General features: G+C 71.6%; 21 protein-coding genes and 1 tRNA gene. 5 read left to right on the forward strand and 17 right to left on the reverse strand.

Translation table 11 applies throughout. The annotated features are described in order from the left end of the window. Nucleotides 1-37: 37 nt before the first annotated feature. Nucleotides 38-125, reverse strand: a tRNA-Ser gene (locus ACILSK_RS14645). 356 nt (nucleotides 126-481) lie between these two features. Between ACILSK_RS14645 and ACILSK_RS14650 the strand changes: the two genes are divergently transcribed. Next, a complete protein-coding gene (locus ACILSK_RS14650) occupies nucleotides 482-916 on the forward strand; it encodes a VOC family protein (RefSeq protein ID WP_395727907.1) in 435 nt (144 codons plus the stop codon). On the opposite strand, the gene ACILSK_RS14655 is transcribed toward ACILSK_RS14650, so the two are convergent. Beyond that, nucleotides 820-1,527 (reverse strand): hypothetical protein, encoded by a 708-nt coding sequence (locus tag ACILSK_RS14655; protein WP_395727908.1) that lies wholly within the window; start codon nucleotides 1,525-1,527, stop codon nucleotides 820-822. The genes ACILSK_RS14650 and ACILSK_RS14655 overlap by 97 nt on opposite strands. A gap of 195 nt (nucleotides 1,528-1,722) precedes the next feature. Here ACILSK_RS14655 and ACILSK_RS14660 point away from each other — a divergent pair, with 195 nt between their 5' ends. Continuing rightward, nucleotides 1,723-2,097 (forward strand): VOC family protein, encoded by a 375-nt coding sequence (locus tag ACILSK_RS14660; protein ID WP_395727909.1) that lies wholly within the window; start codon nucleotides 1,723-1,725, stop codon nucleotides 2,095-2,097. Here ACILSK_RS14660 and ACILSK_RS14665 read toward each other — a convergent pair. Further along, on the reverse strand, nucleotides 2,072-2,707 hold the full coding sequence (locus ACILSK_RS14665; RefSeq protein ID WP_395727910.1) for a hypothetical protein: 636 nt from the start codon (nucleotides 2,705-2,707) through the stop codon (nucleotides 2,072-2,074). The genes ACILSK_RS14660 and ACILSK_RS14665 overlap by 26 nt on opposite strands. A 656-nt stretch (nucleotides 2,708-3,363) precedes the next feature. Here ACILSK_RS14665 and ACILSK_RS14670 point away from each other — a divergent pair. Next, entirely contained in the window at nucleotides 3,364-4,368 is a 1,005-nt protein-coding gene (locus ACILSK_RS14670; RefSeq protein ID WP_395727911.1) for a sensor histidine kinase, read from the forward strand. Continuing rightward, on the forward strand, nucleotides 4,365-5,009 hold the full coding sequence (locus ACILSK_RS14675) for a response regulator (protein WP_395727912.1): 645 nt from the start codon (nucleotides 4,365-4,367) through the stop codon (nucleotides 5,007-5,009). The genes ACILSK_RS14670 and ACILSK_RS14675 overlap by 4 nt, the downstream gene beginning before the upstream one ends. Nucleotides 5,010-5,038: 29 nt before the next feature. Here the strand turns inward: ACILSK_RS14675 and ACILSK_RS14680 are convergent, their stop codons facing one another. From ACILSK_RS14680 to ACILSK_RS14695, 4 genes are all read right to left on the reverse strand, one after another. Continuing rightward, on the reverse strand, nucleotides 5,039-6,622 hold the full coding sequence (locus ACILSK_RS14680; protein WP_395727913.1) for a TrkA C-terminal domain-containing protein: 1,584 nt from the start codon (nucleotides 6,620-6,622) through the stop codon (nucleotides 5,039-5,041). A 113-nt stretch (nucleotides 6,623-6,735) separates the two neighbouring features. Continuing rightward, nucleotides 6,736-8,775, reverse strand: a complete 2,040-nt coding sequence (locus tag ACILSK_RS14685) for an NAD(+) synthase (RefSeq protein ID WP_395727914.1) — start codon at nucleotides 8,773-8,775, stop codon at nucleotides 6,736-6,738. 76 nt (nucleotides 8,776-8,851) lie between these two features. Next, nucleotides 8,852-9,292, reverse strand: a complete 441-nt coding sequence (locus ACILSK_RS14690; RefSeq protein ID WP_395727915.1) for a hypothetical protein — start codon at nucleotides 9,290-9,292, stop codon at nucleotides 8,852-8,854. 545 nt (nucleotides 9,293-9,837) lie between these two features. Continuing rightward, nucleotides 9,838-11,460: a DHA2 family efflux MFS transporter permease subunit gene (locus tag ACILSK_RS14695; protein WP_395727916.1), complete on the reverse strand. Its 1,623-nt coding sequence runs from the start codon at nucleotides 11,458-11,460 to the stop codon at nucleotides 9,838-9,840. A gap of 59 nt (nucleotides 11,461-11,519) precedes the next feature. Between ACILSK_RS14695 and ACILSK_RS14700 the strand changes: the two genes are divergently transcribed. Then, nucleotides 11,520-11,981 carry a MarR family winged helix-turn-helix transcriptional regulator gene (locus ACILSK_RS14700; protein ID WP_395727917.1) on the forward strand — a complete coding sequence of 154 codons (462 nt, stop codon included), beginning with the start codon at nucleotides 11,520-11,522 and terminating at the stop codon, nucleotides 11,979-11,981. 16 nt (nucleotides 11,982-11,997) lie between these two features. Here ACILSK_RS14700 and ACILSK_RS14705 read toward each other — a convergent pair whose 3' ends face one another. The 10 genes from ACILSK_RS14705 to ACILSK_RS14750 all read right to left on the reverse strand — a co-directional run bounded on the left by ACILSK_RS14705 (nucleotide 11,998) and on the right by ACILSK_RS14750 (nucleotide 24,145). Then, nucleotides 11,998-12,648, reverse strand: coding sequence for a LuxR C-terminal-related transcriptional regulator (locus ACILSK_RS14705; protein WP_395727918.1), 651 nt, complete (start codon nucleotides 12,646-12,648; stop codon nucleotides 11,998-12,000). After that, nucleotides 12,645-14,180: a sensor histidine kinase gene (locus ACILSK_RS14710; protein ID WP_395727919.1), complete on the reverse strand. Its 1,536-nt coding sequence runs from the start codon at nucleotides 14,178-14,180 to the stop codon at nucleotides 12,645-12,647. Before ACILSK_RS14710 ends, ACILSK_RS14705 begins: the two co-directional genes overlap by 4 nt. Continuing rightward, complete coding sequence (locus ACILSK_RS14715) at nucleotides 14,167-15,678, reverse strand: TRAP transporter substrate-binding protein (RefSeq protein WP_395727920.1); 1,512 nt, start codon at nucleotides 15,676-15,678, stop codon at nucleotides 14,167-14,169. The genes ACILSK_RS14710 and ACILSK_RS14715 overlap by 14 nt, the downstream gene beginning before the upstream one ends. Beyond that, nucleotides 15,675-16,175 carry a sensor histidine kinase gene (locus ACILSK_RS14720; protein WP_395727921.1) on the reverse strand — a complete coding sequence of 167 codons (501 nt, stop codon included), beginning with the start codon at nucleotides 16,173-16,175 and terminating at the stop codon, nucleotides 15,675-15,677. The genes ACILSK_RS14715 and ACILSK_RS14720 overlap by 4 nt, the downstream gene beginning before the upstream one ends. An 89-nt stretch (nucleotides 16,176-16,264) precedes the next feature. After that, nucleotides 16,265-17,323: a hypothetical protein gene (locus tag ACILSK_RS14725; RefSeq protein ID WP_395727922.1), complete on the reverse strand. Its 1,059-nt coding sequence runs from the start codon at nucleotides 17,321-17,323 to the stop codon at nucleotides 16,265-16,267. 201 nt (nucleotides 17,324-17,524) lie between these two features. After that, on the reverse strand, nucleotides 17,525-18,811 hold the full coding sequence (locus ACILSK_RS14730; RefSeq protein ID WP_395727923.1) for an ATP-binding protein: 1,287 nt from the start codon (nucleotides 18,809-18,811) through the stop codon (nucleotides 17,525-17,527). Further along, nucleotides 18,808-19,455, reverse strand: a complete 648-nt coding sequence (locus ACILSK_RS14735; protein ID WP_395727924.1) for a response regulator — start codon at nucleotides 19,453-19,455, stop codon at nucleotides 18,808-18,810. Before ACILSK_RS14735 ends, ACILSK_RS14730 begins: the two co-directional genes overlap by 4 nt. A gap of 31 nt (nucleotides 19,456-19,486) precedes the next feature. After that, nucleotides 19,487-20,122, reverse strand: coding sequence for a maleylpyruvate isomerase N-terminal domain-containing protein (locus ACILSK_RS14740; protein WP_395727925.1), 636 nt, complete (start codon nucleotides 20,120-20,122; stop codon nucleotides 19,487-19,489). 484 nt (nucleotides 20,123-20,606) lie between these two features. Then, on the reverse strand, nucleotides 20,607-21,647 hold the full coding sequence (locus ACILSK_RS14745) for a DNA polymerase IV (protein ID WP_395727926.1): 1,041 nt from the start codon (nucleotides 21,645-21,647) through the stop codon (nucleotides 20,607-20,609). A gap of 29 nt (nucleotides 21,648-21,676) precedes the next feature. After that, entirely contained in the window at nucleotides 21,677-24,145 is a 2,469-nt protein-coding gene (locus tag ACILSK_RS14750; RefSeq protein WP_395727927.1) for a DUF4157 domain-containing protein, read from the reverse strand. Nucleotides 24,146-24,308: the final 163 nt, after the last annotated feature.

The following is a 24,308-nucleotide window of genomic DNA, read 5'->3' on the forward strand; positions in this document are numbered from 1 at the left end:
CTTATTTCACCACATCCCGGCAGGCCGGTGTGCAGCGCGGAAGCGGAGGGATTTGAACCCTCGGTGCCCTTGACGAGCACAACACATTAGCAGTGTGTCCCATTCGGCCGCTCTGGCACGCTTCCAGGGGCCATCCTGGGATGACCACCGGCCGGTTACCCTACCGGTCCTTGCCCCGGCCGGGCAAAACGCCTGGTGAGAGCCATGGGGCTCCGATCCTGAAGCCTCACTGCCAGGGCCCACGCCGAGCCCCGAGCGGGTCCGGTCCGGGGCGGCGACGTGGGGGTCGGCCGTCCCGTCCGGGCGGACCCGTGCGCGGATTCACCCTCGGCCACCGGACCGTCCCGGGTGGACCGAAGCACCCGGTCGATCGGTCGCGGGGTTCGCTGGTCGCGGGTGGGTTGACTGTCGTAGGCGACCGCCAGACTGATCCGGTCGGCATTTGGGTACCAGCCCGCCGACGACGACGAAGGGAATCGCGATGACCGACCGCCCGGACGTGACCATCGGGATGATCAACATCGACAGCGCCGACGCCGCCAAGGCGGGGGAGTTCTGGGCGGCGCTGACCGGCTGGGAGGTGGTGGCCTCGGGCGACGGGTACGCGATGGTCTCCGGCGGCGGGCACAACCTCGGCTTCGGCACGATCCCCGACTACCGGCCGCCGGCCTGGCCGAACGAGCACGGTAGCAAGCAGTTCCACCTGGACCTGGCCTGCGCCGACATGGCCGCCACCGAGGCCAGGGCGGTCGAACTGGGGGCCACCGTGGTCGATCCGCAGCCCGGTGACACCTGGCGCGTGCTGATCGACCCCGACGGTCACCCGTTCCGCCCGGCCGATCCCGTGTGTGTCGGGCAGGCGCAGGATCGGCGCCGCCCGCTGCCACAACCGCACCTCTTCCACCGGCCCCAGTAGAACGTTTCGGCCACGCACTGCCGCTGCGGCTCGGCCAGGATCGCCGGACACCGGTCCCGTTGCCCCGGGTTGAGCAGGTCCGGGTACTTCTGCCGGCCGATCCGGGCCTGGACGACGTCGGTGACCGTGGCGAGCACAGTCTCCTCCTCCCGGTCGGCGGCCAACGGGGCCAGCGCGGCCGGGCGCGGGACCGACATCTCCCGCAGTTCGCGGGTTCGCTCGTCCAGCTGCCGTCGCGTCCGAATCAGGTCGGCCGGCGGTGCCCACGGCGGCAGCAGGTCGGCGCGCCGCGGCCATCGACCGAATTCGGCGAGCCAGTTCTCCTCGCCCGGGTTGGTCGGCTCGCCCGCCGGTGGTGGGGCGAACGGCGGGCGGTCGAACCCGTCGAACACCTGCCGCTCGTAGTTGAAGTCGAATCGGTAGGTGCCGTCGTTGGTCAGCGTGACCGTCGCGGAGATCCAGGCGCCCTTCTCCGGGTCCCCCATCAGCGTCTTGAGGGTGCGCAGGTCACTCAGGAGATCGTGGCCGAAGTCCACCTGCACATCCGCGCCGGTGGCGTCGACGACGTCCTCGACGCTCCAGCTCACCGTGCCGACGGCGGCGTAGAGCATCTCGGCCCGCGACCACCACTCCCGGCCAGCGACTCGAACAAGCGGCGCGCGATCGCCGTCTGAAGGTGCATCTGCTCGTCGAAGGTCCCCACTCCCGGCACGCTACGAGTCGCCGGGCGCGCCCACGAGGTAGACGCCCGACTGATCGGGTCGATCGGTGGGTACCAGCCCTCCGATGACGAGAAGGGAATCGCGATGACCGAGCCGGATGTGACCATCGGAATGATCAATATCGACAGCGCCGACGCCGCCAAGGCGGGGGAATTCTGGGCGGCGTTGACCGGCTGGGAGGTGGTGGCCTCGGGCGACGGGTACGCGATGGTCTCCGGCGGCGGGCACAACCTCGGCTTCGGCACGATCCCCGACTACCGGCCGCCGGCCTGGCCGAACGAGCACGGTAGCAAGCAGTTCCACCTGGACCTGGCCTGCGCCGACATGGCCGCCACCGAGGCCAGGGCGGTCGAACTGGGGGCCACCGTGGTCGATCCGCAGCCCGGTGACACCTGGCGCGTGCTGATCGACCCCGACGGTCACCCGTTCTGTCTTACGGACGCGAAGAACTGGGGCTGACCTCGGCCGCGGCGCCGGCCACGGCCGGCGCTGCCACACCCACCCCGATGAGGGCGATCCCGACGTTGACCACGGTCTCCACCCACCCGGGGTGCGCGTAGGCCGGCGCCAGGAATGCCAGGGCGATGATGATCCCGGTGACCGGCAGGATCAGCACCAGCACCCGGCCACCGATGCCCACCGGGTTGGTGCGGATCAGCGCGAGCCCGAGAACGACCGCGGCCAGGATGGTGCCGAAGAAGATCGGCGTGCCCAACGCCCCGAACACGGCGGCGAACGCCCCGTCCGTCGACTCGGTCACCAGCAGGGCCGGCACGATCACCACGAAGCTGACCGCCGACGCGGCCAGGCACACGACCAGCACCCACCGGCAGATCCGGGCCACCCGGTTGGCCGCGGCGAACCGCGCGGCCTCCGCGATCAGCACCCAGGTCAGCGCGGCGTAGGTCAATCCGTGCCACACGTCGCTGGCGACGATGGCGCCGACCGGGCCATCGTCGGCGGCGAAGATCGAATCATGGCCGGTGGTGGCCTGAACGAACGCGTCGGTCAGCGCGATGCCGGACAGTCCGACGCAGCCGATCAGCGCGGCGATGTGGTGTGCCTTCATCAGTGATCTCCTCCGAGTCCGGGCCGCCGGAGGCGGCGGCCTCGGCGTCGACCATCCCGCCGCACCCGGGCCGGCCGCGTCGCCCGCGAGCCGGTCATCGCACTCGCGGACGGCCGAACCGGCGACGCCGACCGGACGACGCCGGGTCGTCCGCACGGAGGATGTCCGGACGCCGGCGGGTTCCTATGCTCGGGCGATGGCGCACCCCGCGGTCCGCGTCGCCGCTCTCGCCTTGTTGGCGGCGGCGCTGGCCGGTGCGCTGACCGTGACGGCCGGCGCCGGTGTCCCGGAGTGGCTCTTCGGAACGGTCACCCTGTTCGCGTTGCTCCTCGTGCTCGACCACGGCGTCCGTGCCTGGCGGTTGGCCCGCCGCGAGCGGCGCCGGACCCGCACCGTCCTCGGCGTCGCTCCGGAGGTGGCCGCTCGGGCCGCGGTGGTCGACGAACGCCGGCGGCTCGCCGCCGACATCGCCGCGGGCCTGCGGGAGTCGCTGGACACGATCGCCGGGCAGGCCGCGGCGGCGGTCACCGCGGCCGACCCCACGCCGGCGATCCGGGACATCCACCGGGAGGCCCGCCGGGCCACCGCCGACCTGCGCCGCCACCTTGGCCTGCTCCGGGACCCGACACCGCCCGCCGCGCCCGCGCCTCTCCGTCGTGCTCACCGGCCTGGCCGCCGCGGCGATCGTCGGGCGACGCACCGCTCCTGGGCCGGCCGCGCTGGTCGTCGGCCTGACCTACCTGGCCGCGCTGGCGTTCGGTGCGCCGGTGAGCGGCGGGTTCTGGTGCCTGACGACCATCGGTGGCCTGCTGTGGACGATCGCCGTCCGCCCCGCCGCCAGCCGGCGGGACGCGGCCTGCGCCGGTTTCCTGGTCCTGGCGGTCGGGGCATCGGCCTGGCTGCTGGACCCGGACAATGCGGCGCTGCTGATGCTGGTCATGAGCGTCGCGCTGGCCGGTGGCGGCGCCGTCCGGTTCGCCCGGTCCCGTACCGACACGGCTCGCGAGCGGGCCCGGTGGCACGAGGTCGAGGTCGGCGCGGCCACCGCGGCGGCGCTGGCCGCCGAGCGTGCCGCGTTCGCGCGGGAGATCCACGACACCGTTTCGCACGCGGTCGGTCTCATCGCGGTGCAGGCCGCGGCGGCCGAGGTCAGCTGGCCGGGTCAGCCGGCGGCGGCCCGGCAGGCCCTCGGCGTGATCGCGGCCACGACGACCGCCGCCCTTGCCGACCTGGACCGGTTGCCGCCGCGTCGTGCGGCCCGGCCGCGGCAGCCCGCCGACCTGGTCGAGCTGATCGAGCGGATCCGGGCGGCCGGCACGCCGGTCCGGGCGACCGGCCTCGGGCTGATCCCGCCGGCGCGGCTCGACGTCGCCTACCGGGTGCTGCAGGAGTCGCTGACCAACGTCCTGCGGCACGGCGACGGCGCCGCCGCCCAGGTCACGGTGACCACCGACGACGTCGACGACCTGCGGATCGCGATCGTCGACGCCGGCCCCGCCGGCGGCGCCGATGACGCACCCGCCCGCCGGGGGTACGGGCTGATCGGGCTGGCCGAACGGGTCGGCTTCGCCGGCGGCACGCTGCGCGCCGGGCCGGGCCCCGACGGCGGATACCGGGTCGAGGTCACGCTGCCGGCGGTCACCGACCGGGTGGTCACGTGAGGATTCGGGTGGTCGTCGTCGACGACAACGAGCTCCTGCGGGCCGGCCTGGTCACCGTACTCACCAGCGACCCCGACATCGAGGTCGTCGGGCAGGCCGCCGATGGTCCCGCCGGCGTCCGCGCCTGCCGCGCGCACCGGCCCGACCTGGTCCTGATGGACGTCGAGATGCCCGGCGGTGACGGCATCGCCGCGACCCGGCGGATCGTCACCGAGCTGCCCGCCGTCCGGGTGCTGATCCTGACCATGTTCGACCTGGACGACTACGTGGTGCAGGCGCTGCGCGCCGGGGCCGCCGGGTTCCTGCTCAAGACCACCCCGCCGCGGGCGTTGACCCGGGCGGTGCGCCAGTGCGCGGCGGGGGAGACCACCGTCGGACCGACGGTGATGTCCCGCCTGGTCGACTCCTATGTCGGTCATCAGGAGCCGCCGCCGCCGGGGCTGGCCGAGCTGACCGGCCGCGAGCTGGACGTGCTTCGCTGCCTGGCCGACGGGCGGTCCAACGCCGAGATCGCCGGGGAGCTGTTCCTGGCCGAGACCACCGTGAAGACGCACGTCGCGCGGATCCTGGCCAAGCTCGGCGTCCGGGACCGGGTGCAGGCCGTCGTCGTCGCGCACCGCTGCGGGTTGGCCCGCGGCTGACGGCCGGCCGGCCCGGGCGCCCGACGAGATCAGAAATAGACCACCATCAGCTGCGCCAGCAGCACCTTGATGATCATGCTGACCGGGAACAGCACCGCGTAGCCGATCGCGACCCGCTGGTCCGGCACCTTGCCGATGGCGTACGCGTAGGGCGCCGGGTTCAGCTGCGAACCGGTCAGGCCGCCGAGCGAGCGCGCGGTCCCGTACTTGAGCACGGTGCGCAGGCCGATCACGCAGACCAGGGCGTGCGCCGCGGAGATGGCCAGGCCCAGGCTGACCAGCCGCACCCAGTCGGCCGCCAGCGCGGTGATCAGCCCGGACCCGGCGCCGGTGCCGACCGCGACCAAGAAGACCAGCAGCGAGTACTGGTTGAGCGTGTTGGCGACGTTCCCGGGCAGCGCCCAGATGATCGGGCCCGTCCGGCCGAGCGCGCCGAGGATGACGCCCAGGATCAGCGGGGCCGTCGCGGTGCCGAGCACCAGCGTCCCGCCGCCCGGCAGCGGGATCTGGATGAACGCGGCCAGCAGGCCGATGGCCAGTCCGAGGCCGAGCCCGACCGGGTTGATGTCGCCGGCCGTCCGCTCCGAATCGCCCAGCTCCTTGGTGATCGCGGCCAGCTTTTCGCGAGGCGCGGTCACCCGCAGCCGGTCGCCGCTGGCCAGCACCAGGTCCGGCGTGGCGATGATGTCGACGTCGCCCCGACGGACCCGGCTGACCACCGCGTCGTACTTCTCGTCGAGCCGCAGGTCGACCAGTTCGCGGCCGACGTAGGCGCTGTTGGACAGGGTGATCCGGCGGAAGTCGATGTCCGACCGGTCCATCCAGGGCTCCTCCTGGGCGGGCCGGCCCAGATCGCCGATCATCCGCTGCACCTCGTCCTCGCGGGCGGTGATCGTCAGCAGGTCCCCGGCGGCCAGTGCCTCCTCGTCGTGCGCGACGACCGTCGTGCCGCCCCGGGTCAACCGCGACACGACCGCCTGGTAGCGGTCGGCCAGCCCGCGCACGGTCAGCGCCGGGTCGCCCACCAGTTCCAGCGTGCGCACCGCGATCGGCGCCACCTTCTGCTGGTCCTCCGCGGTGGGCTTGCGGCGGCCCGCGCTGATCAGGTACGAGCAGCACAGGATGGTCAGCAGCACGGTGATCGGGTAGGCCACCGCGTAGCCGATCGCCGGTTCCGGCGGGATCGGGCCACCCGCGGCGAGCTGCTGCTGGACGGCGCCCAGTGCCGCGGTCGCGGTGCCCGCCCCGGCGAATGCGCCGGCCACGGTGCCGATGTCCAGGCCGAACCAGCTGCCGACGCCCAGCGCGGCCGCCGCCATCGCGACGATGGCCAGTACCGACACCACCACCGGCTGCCAGCCGGACCGCAGCGCGTTGACGAACGACGGCCCGGCGGCGATGCCGACCATGTAGCAGAAGACGCACAGGGACAGGCTGGTGACGATCGGCGGCAGGGCGACCTTCGGCTCGATCGCGGATAACGCCAACGCCACGAACAGCGCACCCGCCGGGCCGAACGACACCGGGCCGAATCTGATCTTGCCCAGCAGGCTGCCCACGCCGACACAGAAGAAGATGGTGAGCAGTGGGCTGTCGACGAACCATTGCAGCATGAGTGGACCCCCTTGGTGGGCAGCCCGCAGTTCCGGGCCACGCCGGGAACGCTAACGGGCCCACGGTGATCACGCAGGGGGCGAAAGGCCCTACTGTGCGTGCACGACCGGCGTCATTCGGTCGGGACGTTGCGGTCCAGTTCGGCCAGCCAGACCGCGGCGTTCCCGTCGGACGGCGCCCGCCAGTCGCCGCGCGGCGAGAGTGAGCCGCCGGCAGACACTTTCGGCCCGTTGGGCATGGCCGACCGCTTGAACTGGCTGAACCCGAAGTACCGCGTGACGAAGACGGTGAGCCACTGCCGGATCGGCGCCAGATCGTAGGCGTGGCGCCGCTCCGGCGGGAACCCGACCGGCCACAGACCGCCGTCGACGTCGTGCCAGGCGTGCCAGGCCAGGAACGCGATCTTGGACGGCGGGAACCCGTACCGCAGCGTGTAGAACAGGTTGAAGTCCTGCAGTTCGTAGGGCCCGATGGACTTCTCGGTGCTCTGCGGCACCTCACCGTCCTTCACCGGGATCAGCTCCGGGGAGATCTCGGTGCCCAGGATGGACAGCAGGATCTCGTCGACGTCGTCGGAGAAGTCGGGCAGCCCGGCCACCCACCGGATCAGATGCTGGATCAGGGTTTTCGGCACCCCGGCATTGACGTTGTAGTGCGACATCTGGTCGCCGACCCCGTAGGTGCTCCAGCCCAGGGCGAGCTCGGACAGGTCGCCGGTGCCCAGCACGATGCCGTGATGGTGGTTGGCCAGCCGGAACAGGTAGTCGGTGCGCAGCCCGGCCTGGACGTTCTCGAAGGTGATGTCGTACACCTCCTCGCCGTGGCCGAACGGATGGTCCAGGTCGGCCAGCATCTGCCGGGCCGCCGGCCGGATGTCCAGCTCGTTGGCAGTGATGCCCAGGGCCCGCATCAGCGCCCACGCGTTGGCCTTGGTCGACGTGCCGGTGGCGAACCCGGGCATGGTGAAGCCGCGGATGTTGGTCCGCGGGTACCCGAGCAGGTCCATGGCCCGGGCGGCGACGATCAGCGCGTGCGTGGAATCGAGCCCGCCGGACACCCCGATGACCACGGTCCGCGTGCCGATCGCCCGCAGCCGCTGCACCAGCCCGTCGACCTGGATGTTGTAGGCCTCGAAGCAGTCCTGGGCCAGCCGCTCCGGGTCGGCCGGCACGAACGGGAACCGCTCGACCACCCGGCGCAGGCCCAGGTCCGCGTCGGGCGGGTCGAGGGTGAACTCGACCGTGCGGGGGACGGGCCCGCCGACCGTCCGGCGGTTGTCGTCGAACGTGCCCTGCCGGGCCCGCTCCTGCCGCAGCCGATCCAGGTCGACGTCGGCGACGGTGACGACCGGGTCCTCCGCGAACCGGGGACCCTGCCGGAGCAGCACCCCGTTCTCGAAGATCGACGTCTGCCCGTCCCAGCTCAGGTCGGTGGTCGACTCGCCCCGGCCGGCCGCCGCGTACAGGTACGCCGACAGGCAGCGCATCGACTGCGCCCGGCACAGTGCGGTGCGGGTGTCCGACCGACCGATGGTGATCGGGCTGCCGGACAGGTTCAGCAGCACCGTCGCCCCGGCCAGCGCCAGCCCGCTGGACGGCGGCACCGGCACGAACATGTCCTCGCAGATCTCCACCCCGACGGTCAGCCCGGGCACGTCGGACGCCGCGAACAGCAGGTCGGTGCCGAACGGCGCCGCCCGCCCGGCCACCTCGATGGTCTGCCCGACGACGCCGTCCCCGGACGCGAACTGCCGCCGCTCGTAGAACTCCCGGTACGTCGGCAGGTGGATCTTGGGCACGACGCCCAGCACCGATCCCCGGTGCAGCACCACCGCGGTGTTGAACAACCGGTCCCGCTGCCGCAGCGGCGCGCCGACGACCAGCACCGGCAGCAGGTCGGCGGTCGCCGCCGCCAGTTCCCCGATGGCGGTGTGCACCGCATCGAGCAGCGACTGCTGGCCCAGCAGATCGTCGATCGCGTAGCCGGTCAGCGACATCTCCGGGAACAGCGCGACGGCCACCCCCTGCTCCGAACACCGGCGGGCCGTTTCGGCGATGCCGGCGGCGTTGCGCGACGGGTCGGCGATCCACACGTCGGCGGTGCAGGCGGCCACCCGCGCGAAGCCGTGCGCGTACAGGGAGCGGAACGTCATGCCCCCATCCTGGTACGACCACCCCTCCGGGCCGTACCAGGGCTCCGCTCCCGGCGTGCGTTCCCCGCCCGCGCGCTCAGCGGCGCCGCTCCCGGCCGGTGAGGATCAGCGCGATCCCGATCCCGACCAGCGCCACCACCCCGGTGAGGCCCCCGACCAGCCCGTGCCGGTCGTCGGCGATCCACTCCGGCAGCCGGGTCAGTTGCAGGAGGGCCACCGCGATCAGGGTGCAGCCGGCGACCAACCAGGCTGTCCGGCGGCGCGCGGGTACCGGCGTCGGCACCATCGCCGACGCCTCGGCGGCGAATCCGGCCGACGCGAACCCCGGCCGGTCCCCGGTCGGGTAGGCCGGGACCGGCCCGTACGCCGGAACCGGCCCGTACGCCGGGGGCGGGTAGGCAGATGCGCCGGCGTACGGCGGGTACGGCGCCGTCGTGGGGAACTGCCCGCTCGGCGAGGCGGCGGCGGTCGTCGGGGCGGCCTGATCGGTGGTCGGCGCGGTCGGGGTGGTGGTCATCGGTGCTCTCCTGGTCATCGGGGTTCCGGCGGGCACCAATGAGATTGCCGGGCTCGCACCACCGTGACCGTCCGCCGACCGGCCGACGGTCCGGGGGAGCTGGGTGTCCACCGATCGGGGGACCCGCGCGTGGTGGTTCCCCCCCGCAATGGCGCGTCGCGCTGCCGTGGTGAACGTCGCGCCGGGACAAGGTGGTGCGGCCCCAGGGGCGTGACGGGGCCTGGCTCGGGTCGGCCCCGCTGAGCGTGCGGAACATTTGCCGGCGTCAGGCCCGCGGAGTTTCCGCGGTCTGCGGCAGGCGACGGGCGCGGGTGGCGTGGAGGTTCGCTGCGGAACATTTGTCGGCGTCAGGCAGGCCGAGTTTGCGCGGTGGGCGGTTCAGGGTCCCGGGCGGCGCGGTGGTGGTGCGCTGCGGAACATCCGCCGGTGTCAGGCAGGCCGAGTTTCCGCGGTCGGCAGCACGCGACGACCCACCCGCCCGGAGCCGGCCCGGCCGGAGCTCAGCCCACCGCCGGAGCGGAGCTCGGGCCACCGCCGGAGCCGGATCAGCCCACCGCCGGAGCCGGATCGGCCGGCCGCTCGGCGGGTTCGGGTCGCCGGTTGGGCAGCGCGAGCGTGGCGAGCAGGCCGATGACCAGGAACCCGGCGGCGGTGAAGGCCGCGAAGCTGGTGCCGTCCGAGAACGCGATCTTCGCGGCATCGGCGGCGCCGGCGGTCTGCGGGGACGCCGCGAGCTGCGGGATCGCGCCGCCCGCGCTGTCCACCACGGCGTTCACCAGTTGATCGGCGGCGGCCGGCGGAAGCCCTTGATCGGCCAGCCCGGACGAGAGCGCGTTCCCGGCGCTGACGAACAGGACGGTGCCGAGCACGGCGATGCCCAGGGCGGAGCCGACCTGCCGGGCGGTGCTCTGGATGCCCGAGCCCTCGCCGCTGCGCCGGATCGGCACGTCGGCGAGCACCACCCCGGTCAGCTGCGCGGTGGCCAGGCCCACGCCGAACCCGTAGACGAACAGGAACGCGACCAGCACCGGCCAGCCGGTGGTCGGGGACACCACCAGGCCGACCCCGGCGATGCCGATGATCTCCGCGACGATGCCGATCCGCACCACGCCAACGGCGCCGATCTTGCTCGGCAGGCCGACGGACAGCCCACTGGCCGCGAACGAACCGATCGCCAGGCCGAGCAGCACCAGACCGGTCTGCAGGGCGCTGTAGCCGAGCACGTTCTGCAGCCAGATGGGCAGCGACAGGATGATGCCGAACTCGCCCAGCGAGACGATCAGGGCCGCGACGTTGCCGTTGCGGAAGCTGGTGATGGAGAACAGGCCCGGGTCGATCAGCGACGACCGGCCGGCCCGGGTGCGGCGGCGGGCCCGCACGGCGAACGTGATCAGCGCGGCGGCGGAGACGGCGAAGGCGGCCGGCACCGGCGAGAAGGCGGCGGTCCACGACCAGCTGCCGATCGTCAGCGGCTTGATCGTCGTCCACCAGCCGTACTGCCGTCCCTCGATGAGCCCGAAGGCCAGCAACCCGAAGCCGACGGTGGTCAGCGCCGCGCCGACCCAGTCGACGCCCCTGCTGTGCTCGCCGCGCGACTCGGGCACGAACAGCAGGACCAGCACGATGATCGCGATCCCGATCGGCAGGTTGATGCCGAAGGCCCACCGCCAGGAGAACGAGGTGGTCAGCCACCCGCCGAGCAGCGGCCCGACGGCGGCCATCCCGCCGATCGTCGACCCCCAGATGGCGAACGCGATACCGCGGTCGCGGCCGGTGAAGGTGGCGTTGATCAGGGACAGCGTGGTCGGCAGCATCATCGCGCCGCCCACGCCCTGGATCACCCGGGCGCCGATGAGCAGCGAACCGGTCGGCGCCACCGCGCACAGCATGGAGGCGATCAGGAACAGTGCAGTGCCGGTGACCAGGATGCGGCGGCGGCCGTACCGGTCGGCGAGCGCGCCCCACATCAGCAGGGTGGCGGCGAACACCAGCGTGTAGGACTCCTGCACCCACTGCACCTCGGTCGACGACAGGCTCAGATCCCGGACCATGGACGGGACGGCGACGTTGACGATCGTCGAGTCGACGATGATCAGCGCGACCGCGAGGCTGATCCCGATCAGGCCGATCCAGCGGTTGCGGTCGGCGGTCGGCGGAAGGGTGGCCACGGTGACCTCCTGGGGGAAGTAATACGGAAACCGTACTACACGGAAGGTAGCATGAACTCATGGCGGGACCACCAACGGCGGCGGGCCGGAGTCAACCCGAGACGCAGCTGCTCCGGCAGATCCAGGTGGCCGGGTCGATGGCCGAGCAGGCGATGGCCCGCCGGCTGGAGATCAACGGCACCGATCTGGCGGCCATGGGTCACGTCGGCGCCGCGCAGCCGCCGATCGGCCCGCGGGAACTGAGCCAGCGGCTGGGGCTGAGCCCGGCCGCCGTCACCGAGGTGGTCGACCGGCTGGAGACCGCCGGGCACCTGGTTCGGCAGCGGGACACCCAGGACCGTCGGCGGGTGCAACTGCGACCGTCGGACGCGGCCGTCGGCCGGGTGATGGCCGAGCTGGCCCCGTTGACCGGCGAACTCGACGCACTCGCCGCGTCGTTCGACGAGGCCGAGCGGGCCGCGATCGGCCGGTACCTGGCCGGCGTCCTCGCCGCCTACAACCGATTCCAGCAGGACCGGTGAATGGACGGCGCGTTGGTCAGGTCGCCGCGCGCAAATAGGTCAGTACCGCCATGACCCGCCGGTTGGTGACAGTGGTGTCGTCGAGCCTGAGTTTGCTGAAGATCTGTTTACTGTGCACCTCAACGGTGCGTTCGGTGATGAACAGACGCCGGGCGATCTCGGCATTCGTGAAACCCTCGGCGATCTGCTCCAGCACCTCGCGTTCACGCTCGGACAGTGCGTCCAACGGGTCTCTGCGTCGCTCCCGGCCGAGCAGCCGCGCAACGATGAACGGATCGACCACGCACTCACCGGACACGATGCGGCGTACCGAGTCCAGCAGGGCCGCCCGGTCCAGGATGCGGTCCTTGAGCAGATAGCCGACGCCGCCGCCGCCTTCGGCCAGCAATCGCAGGACGAACCCGGTATCCAGATGTTGCGACACGATCAGAACGGCCGTCGATGGGTACTCCCGCCGAATCCGGGCGGCCGCGACGAGCCCTTCGTCGGTGTGCGTCGGCGGCATCCGGATGTCGACCACCGCCGCGTCGGGGTGCTCGGTCGCCACGAGAGCGAGCAGCCCGGCGGCGTCGGTGGCCTCGCCGACGACGTCGAGTCCGGCCTGCCGGAGGACGTGCACGAGCCCTTCGCGGGTGAGCAATTGATCCTCTGCGACAACCACTTTCATGACGACTCCACCGGGGCCAAGGGGGGCAACGGCAGGCATCCGGTGAGGACACCGGCCACCGAGGGGGTGGGTGATGGCACGCACTGCAGCGTGCCGTCCAGGACGGCGAACACATCGAGGAGTACCCCGTCGGGCATTGACGCCCCGGTGACCACGACGTCGACCTGGTGGCCGCTGGTCGAGACGATCACATCGACGGGAAGCCGGGCTGTTTCGGTGGCCCGGGCGACCAGCAGGTAGATCGCGCGTTCCACCCCGGCCGGCAGTCGCTGGTCGGGGACGGCCACCGACAGCGGCACCGGGGACCGGTCCGCGAGGCTGTCAAGCGCGTCACGCAGGCCGGTCTGGTCCAACGACGCGGGATAGAAGCCGTGAGCGAGGTCACGAAGCTCGTGCAACGCCACGACGGTCGCCGCCAGGCCGGCCTGCAGCGTGTCCTGGGTTGAGCGATCTGCAGCCGCATCGATGCACGTGCGAAGGACCAGTCCCAGCGCGAGCAGATGCTGCTGGGCACCGTCGTGCAGATCGCGCTCCAGGATTCGGCGCTCCGCGTCAGCGCGGGCAACGATCCGCCGGCGGGAGGCGGACAGGGCACGAGCATGGTGCGCCGCGATGGCCTGGAGCCGACCGTTCTCGAACGCGAGCCGAGCCGGGCCCGTGACGGCGGCCGCGAGCGCAGCGGGGTCGGCGCGGCGGGGATCGTGCCGCACCCGCGCCACCAGACCTTCAGGGCCGATGATGTCCGTCCAGACCCGGCCGTCGGCCGGAGTGGGGGCTGGTCTGCCGGGCCGGTCTGCCGGGGCCGCGCCGCCGTCGAGGACGTAGGACACGGTGATGCTCGGGTCGCCCACCGTGGATTGCAGGGTCGCCTCGACGTCGGCGGCGCTTTCCAATGCGTGCGTGAGATCGGCGACCCGGGCTCGGGCTTCGAAGGTTCCGCCGACAACCCCGCCGCCGACGACGAGCAGCACGGCCCCGCTGAGGATTCCCGAGACCAGTCCACGGGCGGGGTCGGCTGAATACAGGGAAGCGGCGGACAGGGCGGCCGCCGCGGACAACAGCAGCATGGCCAGCCGTCCGGGGCCACGAAAACCCCTCACCAGGAGCGCCCCGGCGCTGACCATGGCCGCCGCCTGCAGAGTCGCGTGCATCGCGGCATTGATGTGGACCAAGGCCAGCGGGTTTCGGTCGCAGAGCGTCGTGCACCCGATGTCGTAGAACGGGTCGTAGAGCAGCGTGGAGATCGGACCGGCGACGAGGCCGGCGATCAGCGCGACGCGGACCGAGGTGCGGGCGGCCAGGAACGACCACGCAGCGAGCGGCGCCAGGAGCGGGCAGAGCATCAGGGCCAGCCGGGCCAGGCCGGCCGGCGCACCGAGATCATGCGAGTACGCCATCAGCGCAAGACTTGCTCCAACGGCGATGGCGCCGGCACCGATGCGCCGGCGACGCACGGCGAACGCCGCCGCCCCCACGATCAGCAGGGCGGCGGCGACGGCCAGCGCGAGGGCATCCATCTCAGTTCGCGTCACCCAACCGGATGAACGGGTTGTGGAAGAAGGCGGCGGCGAAGCCGGCCGGATCGGGCACCATGCGCCCTTCGTCATCACCCGTCAGCGGGACCCCGGTGGCGGTCCCCGGCCAGGGCGTCATCTGCATTTGGTCTCCGGAACGCGCCACCACCAGGGGCAAGACGTTGTTGCACCCGGGTTCTCGGCCGATTCCCAGGAAATGGTCGCCGCCCAGCACATATGTCATCCGGCAGACCCTGCCCCGCGGCTCGGTGTACGTGGCCTCGCCATCGGTGAGCGTGAAGGTCCACGTGCCCGCGTTGTTGCTGGCATCCAGTTCGCTCAGTCCGGCGGCGAGCAGGACGCCGGCATCGACGTCGAGCCGCCAGACGCCATTGATCGCGGATTGGTCCGCATCGGCCGCCAGCTCCGGGATCGCCACACTATGGTTGTCGGGCTCGCACGGGGCCGGGGTCGCCGGTGGGGTGACGTCACGCGCGAGCTCGCGGATCCGGGCGATGACGGTCCGCGTGACGTCCTGCTCCGCCAACGTCGAGACCACCTGCTCCGTCGCCGTCTTCATCGCCGCGAACTGGTCGGGCGTCGCGATCACGATGCGGCCGCCCGAGTCCGAGCAATAGGCCGCCGCCAGCGTTGCCGGATCCTCGTGGCGGGTGGCCATCCACTCACGGGTCTGTGCCGCGGCCGTGCGCAGCGCCTGTTGTTGCGCGGCGGACAGGCCGCCGAACACCTTGGCGTTCATGACGATCACGTTCGCCCGCAGGAAGGCCGGCTCGTTGGCGGTGAATATTTCGCCGGCCACCGGTTGAGTCGGTCCGTCGAACTTCTCCCAATTGCCGCGGACTTCGTTGTCGGCCACCGCCTGTTCCAGGTCGGGGCCGTTGCGTGGGTCCGGCGTGCCACCGAGCGCCTGCACGAGCAGATCGTTGGCCCGGCTGGGCCGAACCTGGAAAGCCTTGCCCGCGTAGTCCTCGGGGGTCAATACCGGCTGCCCGAAGCCGCCGGGGTAGGCCAGGAAGTCGTAGGCGAGACCGAGCCCGACAAGGCCGAGTGGTTGGGTCCCGTCCAGCATGGTGGCGGCGACCGGATCGGCGAGAATCCGGTCGGCCAGTTCGTTGGAGGTCACCAGATACGGTGCCTGCAGGGCCTGGAAGGACGTCACGCCCAGGGTGTCGAAGGTGCGGGCCGACACCACCGCCAGCTGCACTCGCCCATCCTGCGCCATGGCGATTGCTTCCGCCGAGGTATCCGGTCGGGAACTATCCGGCTCGGGGCCGGGGGTGATGGCGATCGAACCGTTCGACAACGTCGAGGCCAGTTCGGTGAACTTCACCAGTTGGTCGCCGCCGGATCGGCCGGTGACGCTGTAGCTGGTGGCGGTGATCGTGACGGGTGCGTCGACCGCTCCGTTGACGGTCACCTGGCCCGCGGCGCTGCCGCAGCCGGCGACGAGCACCGCGGTGATGGCCACGATCGCGGCCTGGTTCCTGCGTGTCATGGGGTGCCTCCAGGTAGCGGGTCACCGTCACGGTAGGAACCGTCGAGCGACCGCGAATCTGAGCTCGCCGGTAGCGGCACCTGTGGCTGGCCACAGTTCGATGGGTCCGGAATGACGATCTCGATGACCGTTCCGGCGTTCGTCGGGCTCAGGACGCGCAGCGTTCCGCCCAATGTCTCCACCCGGTCGGCGAGACCGAGCAGCCCCGGGCCCCGTGCGTCGGCGTCGCCGAGACCATCATCGGTGAGGGTGGCCTCGACCGAGTCACTCGTGCGCGACGCGGAAACCTCGAGCGCGGCGCGCGGACTGTGTTTCGCAGTGTTGCTGGCGGCCTCGGCGACGCAGAACCACAGAGCGCGGGCAACCTCCCGCGAACGGGGCTCATCGCAGCGCTCGATGCGGACCTCACAGGGAGCGGTCGCCACGAGCGCCTCCAGCGCCTGCCGCAACGATCGGTCCGACCCGATGGGGTCGATCCCGTGGGCGATGCTCTCCAACGCGCGCCTGGTTGTCGTGGTGCGCTCGCGAGCGCCGCCCAGTTCCGGGGAGCGGGCGAGTTCGCGCTCGGTCGAGACGATGTGCGAGATCACCCGGCTACGGAGCCGCGCCCCGAGCGCGGCCCGCTCCCAATCCGCTGCGGCCAGCAGCCGGCGTCGGATGCCTCGAGTTCGTCGACCTGCATGACGATGGAGGCTCGGAGACGGGCATTGACCGCGGCCAACCGGAGCATGCTGCTGACCGCAGGCGTCACGGGCGCGGACAGGGTGCCCGCCAGCACGGCACAGGCCTTCCCGGCACCGTCGTCCACGGCAATGCCTGACGGGGGCGCCGCCCCCCACGCCTCGCCGGTCGGCAGCAGCCAGCCGCCGGCGCCGTCACTGAAGGCGATCCGCAGGTCTGCAGCAGCACCGAGTTCGTCAGCCACGATCGTGGTCAGCTGCGCCAGGTTGTCGGTTCGAGGGGTGATGCTGCCCCATTCCGTCCGGCGGGTCCCGGCAACCGTCAGGAGCACCGCCGTCACCGCGATCTCGACGGGATGGCCGATCGCGATGAGGGCCTCCGGCCGGAGTGACGTGGTGCCCACCTCGCGCAGCAGCGCGTCACCGATGAGTCCAAGACCGAGCACCAGGCCGGCGAGCGTGCGGAGCCGGCGGACCAGCGGTGGGCGATGATGTCGGTCGGCGAGCACCGCGATGGTGACGGCGATCCCCGTGGCGGGCAGCGCCAGCCGATAGCCGCCGCCCAGGATGGGAGTGATGGCCGTCAGGTAGCCGATCGCGATGGCCAGGGCCTGCGGGACTCCTCGAACCCTCCGCGCTCCGACCACCACCACGGCGTGAACCAACAGTGCGATGTGCAGCAGCGCGCAGCTCCGCAGGGCGACATCGAGCCCGCTGTGGCTGGTCACGGCAAGGGCCGGCAGGAACCAGCAGTAGCCGGCCCCCAGGACCAGTCCGCCCACCGGGCCGACCGCGCGCGAGCGCACCAGCACGATCCCGCCGCCCAGCACGGTGAGTCCCGCCACCAGGGCGATCAGGTCCGGCCGTTGCAGGTGGACGGCGCGCGGCAGCAGTACTGACGCGGCGGCCAGGCCGACACCGAGAATGCCGGCCAGGACGACGACGACCGGGCGACGAGCGATCATCCCGGCATCGCTATCGGCACGCTGTCGATAGTGACGCCATCCGTGCGCCGAGGGAAGATGTGGCCCGGATGCTGCCGGCGTCGTTCGTGATCTTGATCGGGTCGCCCTGGGCGCCCTGACCAATCCGGCGCCTTCGTCGCCGAATCGCCGTCCGGGCACCCCACCGGTGCTCGATGGTGGCCTCGCGGGCGCGGCCAACTGTCACCCGACCTGCGGTGGTGGCCCGGCGGTCAGGTCGGTTCGGGTGAGCGGCACCGTCACCCGGACGGTGGCGCCGGGCCGACGGCTGGAGCTCGGTGACGCAGGAGAACCGGTTGCGGCGTCAGAGTTCCCGACCTGGAACCGGCCGCCGGCCGCCTCGACCTTGACCCGCTGCGAGTCCACGCCGATGTGCCCCTCCGACAGCTTGCGGGCCGCCGTGCCGGGCGTGAAGCCGACGCCGTCGTCGCTCACGGTCAGATCGGCCCGGCCGTCGTGCAGGGCGAGGGTGATCGTCATCCGGCTGGCGTGCGCGTGCCGGACGACGTTGCTGATCAGCTCCCGGGCCACCGCGAACAGCAACCGGTCCTGGTCGGTGCGGGCGTCGTCGGGCCAGCCGGCGGTGTCGACGGTCACCGTCAGGTCGCCCCGCTCGGCGCCGGTCGCGGCCAGCTGGCCGATCGCCAGCGCGAGCCCGGACTGCTCCAGCACGGCCGGGTGCAACTCGGAGACGGTGGATCGGAGCAGCTGCGCGGTGCGGGTGAGGGCGTCGTCCAGCCGGTCGAAGGCCGCCTCGGCGTCCGGGGTGCCGTCCCGGGCGTCCTCCAGGTCCATCCGGGCGGCCAATACGTATTGCAGGGCCCCGTCGTGCAGGTTCTCGGCCATGGCCCGGTGTTCGGTCTCGGTCGAGGTCATCAACTCGGTGAGCAACCGGGTCCGGTCGTCGACCAGCCCGCGGATCGAGCCCACCCGGGACCGCTGGATCCGGGACAGCCAGACCGCGGCCAGCCCGACCCCGGCGAGCACGACCACCCGCAGGATGATCGACGGCCACGGCTCGTTCTCGTTGGCCCGCTGGGTCAGGATCACCTCCAGCGCGTACAGGGCGACGGTGGGGATGACGACGCTGGCGCACACCCCCCAGCGGAGTTGGGTCGCGGCCAGGATCGGGATGAGGAAGAACCCGGACTGCAGCACGTACGACGTCCACGTGGTGCCGGCGGACTGCTGGGCGATCAGATTCAGGGTCAGCAGCACCGCGAGATCCAGGTACAGGCCGAGCCAACCCCAGTTCAGCGCGGCCCGGGTGCCGGTGCGCAGCCAGACCGTCAGCGCGATCGCGGCCATCACGTAGCCGCCGGCCACCCACCACGATGCGGCCCCGCCGACGCCCGGCGGCAGGAACGTCAGGGTGGCGACGACGAACACGACCAGGACGCCGCGCAGGGCCAGTTGCAGGTTGAGCCCGCGTTGCGCGGACACCGTGACGATCTGCTGGAGCTGCGTCATTCGAGCAGGCCGCGCCGCATGCCCTCGGCGACGGCGGCGGCCCGGTCGGACACCCCGAGCTTCTCGTACAGCCGCTGGGTGTGCGTCTTCACCGTGCTGGCGCCGATGTACAGCTCCTTGGCCAGTTGCGGGATGGACAGCCCGCGGGCGAAGCCCTTGAGCACCTGCATCTCCCGTTCGGACAGCACCGGCCCGGCCGGCTGCGCGCGCATCCGGATCTCCTGGGCGAGCGAGCCGGCCAGTTCCGGCGGGACCACGGTCCGGCCCTGGGCGACCGACAGGACGGCGTCCACGATCTCGGCCCGCCGGGCGTCCTTGGACAGGTAGCCGGACGCGCCGACCTCCAGCGCGCGGAACACCACCGGGCTGTCGGTGATCGCCGACAGCAGCAACACCTTGGTGGGCAGCCCGTCCCGGACGACCGCCTGGGTCACCGCGATGCCATCCAGGTCGGGCATCTGGTAGTCGACCACCGCGACCTGCGGCTGGTGTTCGACGATGGCGGCCAGCCCGTCCCGGCCGTTCTCGGCCTCGGCGACCACGGTGATCAGGCCACTGTTGGTCAGACCCCGGCTGACCCCGTCGCGGAAGAACGGATGGTCGTCGATGACGACGACCTCGATCCGGCGTTCGGAGGTCAGCACGAGGTGAGACTACTGCCGGTCGGACCTCAGCTCACACGACGGAGAAGCCGGCCGGCAGCTGGCGCCGGCCGGTCAGCGCCAGCAGCAGTTCCGGGCCGCGGCCGCCGAGCACCGCGACGTCGACGGCCAACCGCAGGGATTCGGTGAGGGCGGCGGCCGGCGGGTCGTACGGCCGGCCGGTGGCGGCGCCGATGTCCAGGCCGTGCACGACGAGCTCGAAGCTGCGGGTGACCAGGTACTGCTCCAGATGCATGCCGCCGACAATGGTCTCGATGACGGGGTCGCCGGGCGTGGCGTCCAGCGCGACGCGGCACCGGTCGACGAGGTCCCGCACGGTCGCGACCGGATCGTCGCCCAGGGCCGCGCCGGCCTGCCGTCCGCGCTCGGTGACCGCCACCGGGTCGGCCGCCATCATCGTCACCGCCGCCTGGTAGTACTGCGCGACGCTGGTCACCGCGGCGATCTCGGTCGTCCGGGGCAGGTACGTCAGCACCGTCACCAGGGACCGGCTGGCGTGCCCGACCAGCGCCCGCAGGTCCCAATCACCCAGGCCGGGGCCGTCCCAGACCGCGTCGGATCCGGCGGCGCCGATGCGGGCGACCTGGTCCGCGAAGGCGCTCGCGGCGAGGGCAAAGGTGGCGCGGGTGCTCGGGCTGGGATCGGTCATGCGGCGAGTATGCGGGCCTCGCCCCGATCCGGCGGCGCCGGCGTCCGTCGGACCGGTGCGGGCCTCCTGGCGGAGGCGTCGGTCAGCGGCGAGTGGTGCGCGGCCGGTTCACGTGAGCCGGTGTTGCGCCATTCGATCGGTCGGGCCGGCGCAGGCGTCGCCGCGCAGGCGTTGATCAGCACGAGTGGTTCAGGGCCGGTCCAAGTGAACCGGCCCTGCGCCATTGGATCCGGAACCACGGACATGCAGGTTGCTCCGCTGATCATCGTCCCGGTGAGGCGGACATTTCGGGCGCCAAAGTGGGACTTGGATCAGCGGAGGTGGTTCCGGCCGCTGGGTTCGCTGATCAAAGCCGGGCCGGGGTCGGACAAACCGGGCGTTCCGCGCGGGTTTGATCAGCGAAGGCCGGTCCGGCCCCGGCGGGCGGGGAGGGTGGTCACGCCGGGCCGGCCCCCTCCGGGGCCAGGGCGACCATCGCGCGACGTCACGCGGAGTCGGGAATCGGTGCGAGGTCCACTCGGACGCCGAGCAGCCTGGTCGGCCGGCGCAGCTCGAACTTGTCCAGCAGGGCGACCGCCGCATCGGCGACGTCACCGACGGTCGTGGTCGGCGCCGGCAGGGTGCGGATGTGGCTCTCGGTGAAGAACGAGGTGTTCCGGACGATCACCGCGACCTTGCTGATCACCCGACCTTCGGCCACCACGTCGGCGACGACCGCGGCCGCCAGCACCCGCAGTTCCCGCTCGATCTCCGCCCGCGTCAGCAGGTCGTCGGGGTAGGTGGTCTGGTGGCTGCGGGACCGGGCAATCCACGGCTCGGTGCGGATCGTCGTCTCGCCCTCGCCGCGGGCCAGCGCCCGGTAGCGCGGTCCCGTCGTCGGGCCCCACCAGCGGGCCAGGTCGGCCGGGTCCGCGGCGGCCAGCTCGGCGACCGTTCGGATGCCGTGCTCGGCGAACCGGGCGGCGCCGCGCGCACCGACGCCCCACAGGGCCCGGACCGGCCGGTCACCCATCACCGCCATCCAGTTGTCGGCGGTCAGCCGGTAGACGCCCGCCGGTTTGCCGAAGCCGGTGCCGACCTTGGCCCGCAGCTTGTTGTCGCCGACGCCGATCGAGCAGGGCAACCCGGTGCCGTCGAGCACCAGCGCCTGGACCGACCGGGCGAACGCCTCCGGATCGTCCGCGACGAGGCCGAGGAAGGCCTCGTCCCACCCCCACACCTCCAGCGGCCGGCCGGTGCCGCGCAGGGTGCTCATGACCTGCTCGGAGATCACCTCGTAGTGCGCCAGGTCCAGCGGCAGGTACACCGCGTCGGGCGCCTTCCGGGCCGCGGCCCGCATCGGCAGTCCGGCCCGCACCCCCAACGCCCTGGCCTCGTACGACGCGCAGGTCACCACCTGCCGGGCGCGGGTCGGGTCGCCGTCGCCGCCGACGACCACCGGGCGTCCGCGCAGCTCGGGCCGCCGCAGCAGTTCCGCCGACACCTGGAACTGGTCCAGGTCGACGTGCAGGAACCACTCGGTCACCGGCCCATTCTGCGGGCGTCCGGCCCCGGTTATCCCGCCGACCGCAACTTCGCCAGTTCGGGCGCCGCCCGCTCCATCGGCGTCAGGCTCTCCAGCACCGCCCAGCGGAGTTCGCGGGCGGACTGGACGGCCGCGAGTGCGAACGCCCGGAACTCCGTGGGATCCGCGTCGCCCTTGGCCGGTGATTCGACCTGTGACCGTAGGGATCCCACGTTGGCCAGGCACCGATGAACAAACCGCGACTTTCGGGTACCGAGCTTGGCCCGGCCCGCATCCTGCAGGCCGTCGCTGATCGCCACCAGTACCCGCGTCGCTCCATCGCGTAGCCGCCCATTGCGGTTCTGGTTGTCCGCCTGAACAGGATTACGATGCTCGTTCAGCTCCCGGCTCGACGGGAGGTCCACGATGTGGGCGTCTGCGTTGATCTTGTTCGTGCCGCGCATGCGCTCCAGCTGGATGCGTATGGCTCCGACGTCGGTCACGTCCTTGAAGAAGACGAAAACGCTGCGGCCGCGGTGTTCTCCGATCGCCCGCTGGTAGGTGACGTTTACCTCGATGAAGCTGACGTTGGCCGCCCACGTGCCCAGCGCGGCCATGATGTCGGCCTTCTTCGCGGTACTGCTGATTCCGACGATGGCCAGCCCGAGGTCGGCATTGCCCCGTGGCACCATGCGAACCGCGTCGACCGGGGGCGAGTCGATCGCGATCTCGCGAGCCCGGTAGGCATCTCGACCCGCCTTGGCGTTCGCGGATTCCCCCTTGATGTGTTTCGGAACGAACTCGACCTGTCCGAGGTCCTCGATCTCGAAGATGTGCTCCATCGCCTCTTCGCTGTGGGCCTCGGTGTAGCCCTCCTGGGGAACCCGGGCAAGATCGACCTTGACGATCCCGAACGGCGAATCGTATGTTCCCCGGGATGTCGACGTCGCCAGTTGATCGGACGTTGTCGCGGACAGGAAGCGGCCGTACCCCCGAATTTGACCGACCACCTTCTCCGGATGCGACAACTCGTCGCCGGTCGTGAAATCCGGCCCGTAGTCGGCCGCCTCTTTCCCGGAGATGCGCTCGTTCGGGCTCATCTTCGTCGGCATCGATTGACCCCCGAGGATCGCGATGGCGTCCTCGTACCGGATCGCCCTGGTGGCGAATCGAGGGGTGTACCGGTCGTACCGGTCCTTGACGAACTCCTGACCGGTCGAGAGATCCACATAAATTGCCGAGCCGTCGTCACGCAGGGGACCGTGAATCTGTCGGAAGCGAGCGTCTCCGAAATGCAGAACGCCGAGATCGTAATCGCGCCCGTCGAAATTCGTCGCACGGATCGTGCTCGTCTGCGAATCGTCGTCCTCTTCGATCTCGATGTCCAGCTCATATCTGTCGGCCAGGACACCCACCACCCGGTCGACCTCCGACCTGGCCCGGCGGTGGATCGTGACGATGTTCTGCTCGTGTTCGTAGACCCGCTTGTAGCGCAGCCCGGCGTCCAGTTTGTCCAATTGATCGGCCGAAATTGCGTTCCTGGCGAAGGCCGCGATCTCGCCCGGGGAGAACACCTCGTGCAAGACCGTCAGCTGCCGTGGGTTGACGTTGCCCTGGCTGATCGAGTCGGTGATGGCACGAAGGGTGTCGGGAATGGCCTTGAACTCCGCCTTGACGATGCCATCGAGGATGTCCAGGTCCGCCTTGGCCTCGGCCCGGACCTGCTCCATGAGCTCACCCAACCGGCGCCGCGCCTGCTTGATCGTCAGCGGGGCCAACGGGTCCCGCGGCGTCTGAGTGAAGGCATACTCCGCGGCGTCCGCGCGGGTCTGGCCCTCCTGGTCGCGTTGAACCTGGAAGCGGGCCCCCAGTGGCGGCGACAGCCCTATTGCCGTCCATTGCTGCGCGGTCTGCCAGGCGCTGTAGGGGCCGTCATCGACCTTGTGTCGATACAGGTCGTCCGTCAGGTTGCCGGGCTTGGCCAGGGACACCTCCCAGAAGCGGCCCTCCAGTTTGACGTCCTGCTCGTACCTGGTCGAACCGTCGTCCTCGCTGGTCCGGCTCCACTTGGCCTGGAGAACCGGCGTTCGGGTATGGCGGTCGACGGATACCGAGCCGTGGGGGAGCGGACCGGCCGCCGCGGCAGCCGCACCCAGGGTGTCCGCCTCGTGCTCGAGGCGTTCGTCGTCGTTGACTCGACGACCGTCCGTCAGCCGGATCGACGGCCGGACCCGGCCCTGCAGCTGCTGAACGACATGCCACGCCTCGTGCGGCAGGTGCCCCTCCTGGCCGGGCGCGAGGTGGATATCCGTGCCCTGGGTGTACGCGAGCGCATGGATCAGGCTGGGCCGCGGCGAGTTGTAGTGGACCGTGACGTCGTCCATCGACCGTCCGACCGCCCGTTCCATCCCGTCCTTGAGCACGTCGGGAAGGCCCGTACGGTTCGGAATTTGCCGGATCGCGGCGGACCGATCCGCACCGCTCGGGTGGTCCGATCCGCCCTCGTTCTGCTCAGCCATCCGCCGGAGACGGGCAAGCGGGACGCCCGCCCGATCGTCGATGTCGGAGCCCGCCGCCGGCTGTCCGCCGTCCGGGCCGGTGCGGCCCGGACCATCGCTTTCCGAATCACCGATCCGGATCAGGCCCGGAACGGCTACGCCGGTCCGCCCGGGGTCGGGCCGG

The sequence above is a fragment of the Nakamurella sp. genome (genome assembly GCF_044224575.1).
Lineage (GTDB): Bacteria > Actinomycetota > Actinomycetes > Mycobacteriales > Nakamurellaceae > Nakamurella.

What these genes read in the sequence shown, in the direction of transcription:
- ACILSK_RS14725 (WP_395727922.1), bottom strand. Translation starts at nt 17,323, where the DNA reads ATGATCGCTCGTCGCCCGGTCGTCGTCGTCCTGGCCGGCATTCTCGGT.
- ACILSK_RS14685 (WP_395727914.1), bottom strand. Translation starts at nt 8,775, where the DNA reads ATGACGTTCCGCTCCCTGTACGCGCACGGCTTCGCGCGGGTGGCCGCC.
- ACILSK_RS14655 (WP_395727908.1), bottom strand. Translation starts at nt 1,527, where the DNA reads ATGCTCTACGCCGCCGTCGGCACGGTGAGCTGGAGCGTCGAGGACGTC.
- ACILSK_RS14750 (WP_395727927.1), bottom strand. Translation starts at nt 24,145, where the DNA reads ATGGCTGAGCAGAACGAGGGCGGATCGGACCACCCGAGCGGTGCGGAT.
- ACILSK_RS14740 (WP_395727925.1), bottom strand. Translation starts at nt 20,122, where the DNA reads ATGACCGATCCCAGCCCGAGCACCCGCGCCACCTTTGCCCTCGCCGCG.
- ACILSK_RS14705 (WP_395727918.1), bottom strand. Translation starts at nt 12,648, where the DNA reads ATGAAAGTGGTTGTCGCAGAGGATCAATTGCTCACCCGCGAAGGGCTC.
- ACILSK_RS14730 (WP_395727923.1), bottom strand. Translation starts at nt 18,811, where the DNA reads ATGACGCAGCTCCAGCAGATCGTCACGGTGTCCGCGCAACGCGGGCTC.
- ACILSK_RS14715 (WP_395727920.1), bottom strand. Translation starts at nt 15,678, where the DNA reads ATGACACGCAGGAACCAGGCCGCGATCGTGGCCATCACCGCGGTGCTC.
- ACILSK_RS14650 (WP_395727907.1), top strand. Translation starts at nt 482, where the DNA reads ATGACCGACCGCCCGGACGTGACCATCGGGATGATCAACATCGACAGC.
- ACILSK_RS14690 (WP_395727915.1), bottom strand. Translation starts at nt 9,292, where the DNA reads ATGACCACCACCCCGACCGCGCCGACCACCGATCAGGCCGCCCCGACG.
- ACILSK_RS14680 (WP_395727913.1), bottom strand. Translation starts at nt 6,622, where the DNA reads ATGCTGCAATGGTTCGTCGACAGCCCACTGCTCACCATCTTCTTCTGT.
- ACILSK_RS14660 (WP_395727909.1), top strand. Translation starts at nt 1,723, where the DNA reads ATGACCGAGCCGGATGTGACCATCGGAATGATCAATATCGACAGCGCC.
- ACILSK_RS14665 (WP_395727910.1), bottom strand. Translation starts at nt 2,707, where the DNA reads ATGAAGGCACACCACATCGCCGCGCTGATCGGCTGCGTCGGACTGTCC.
- ACILSK_RS14700 (WP_395727917.1), top strand. Translation starts at nt 11,520, where the DNA reads ATGGCGGGACCACCAACGGCGGCGGGCCGGAGTCAACCCGAGACGCAG.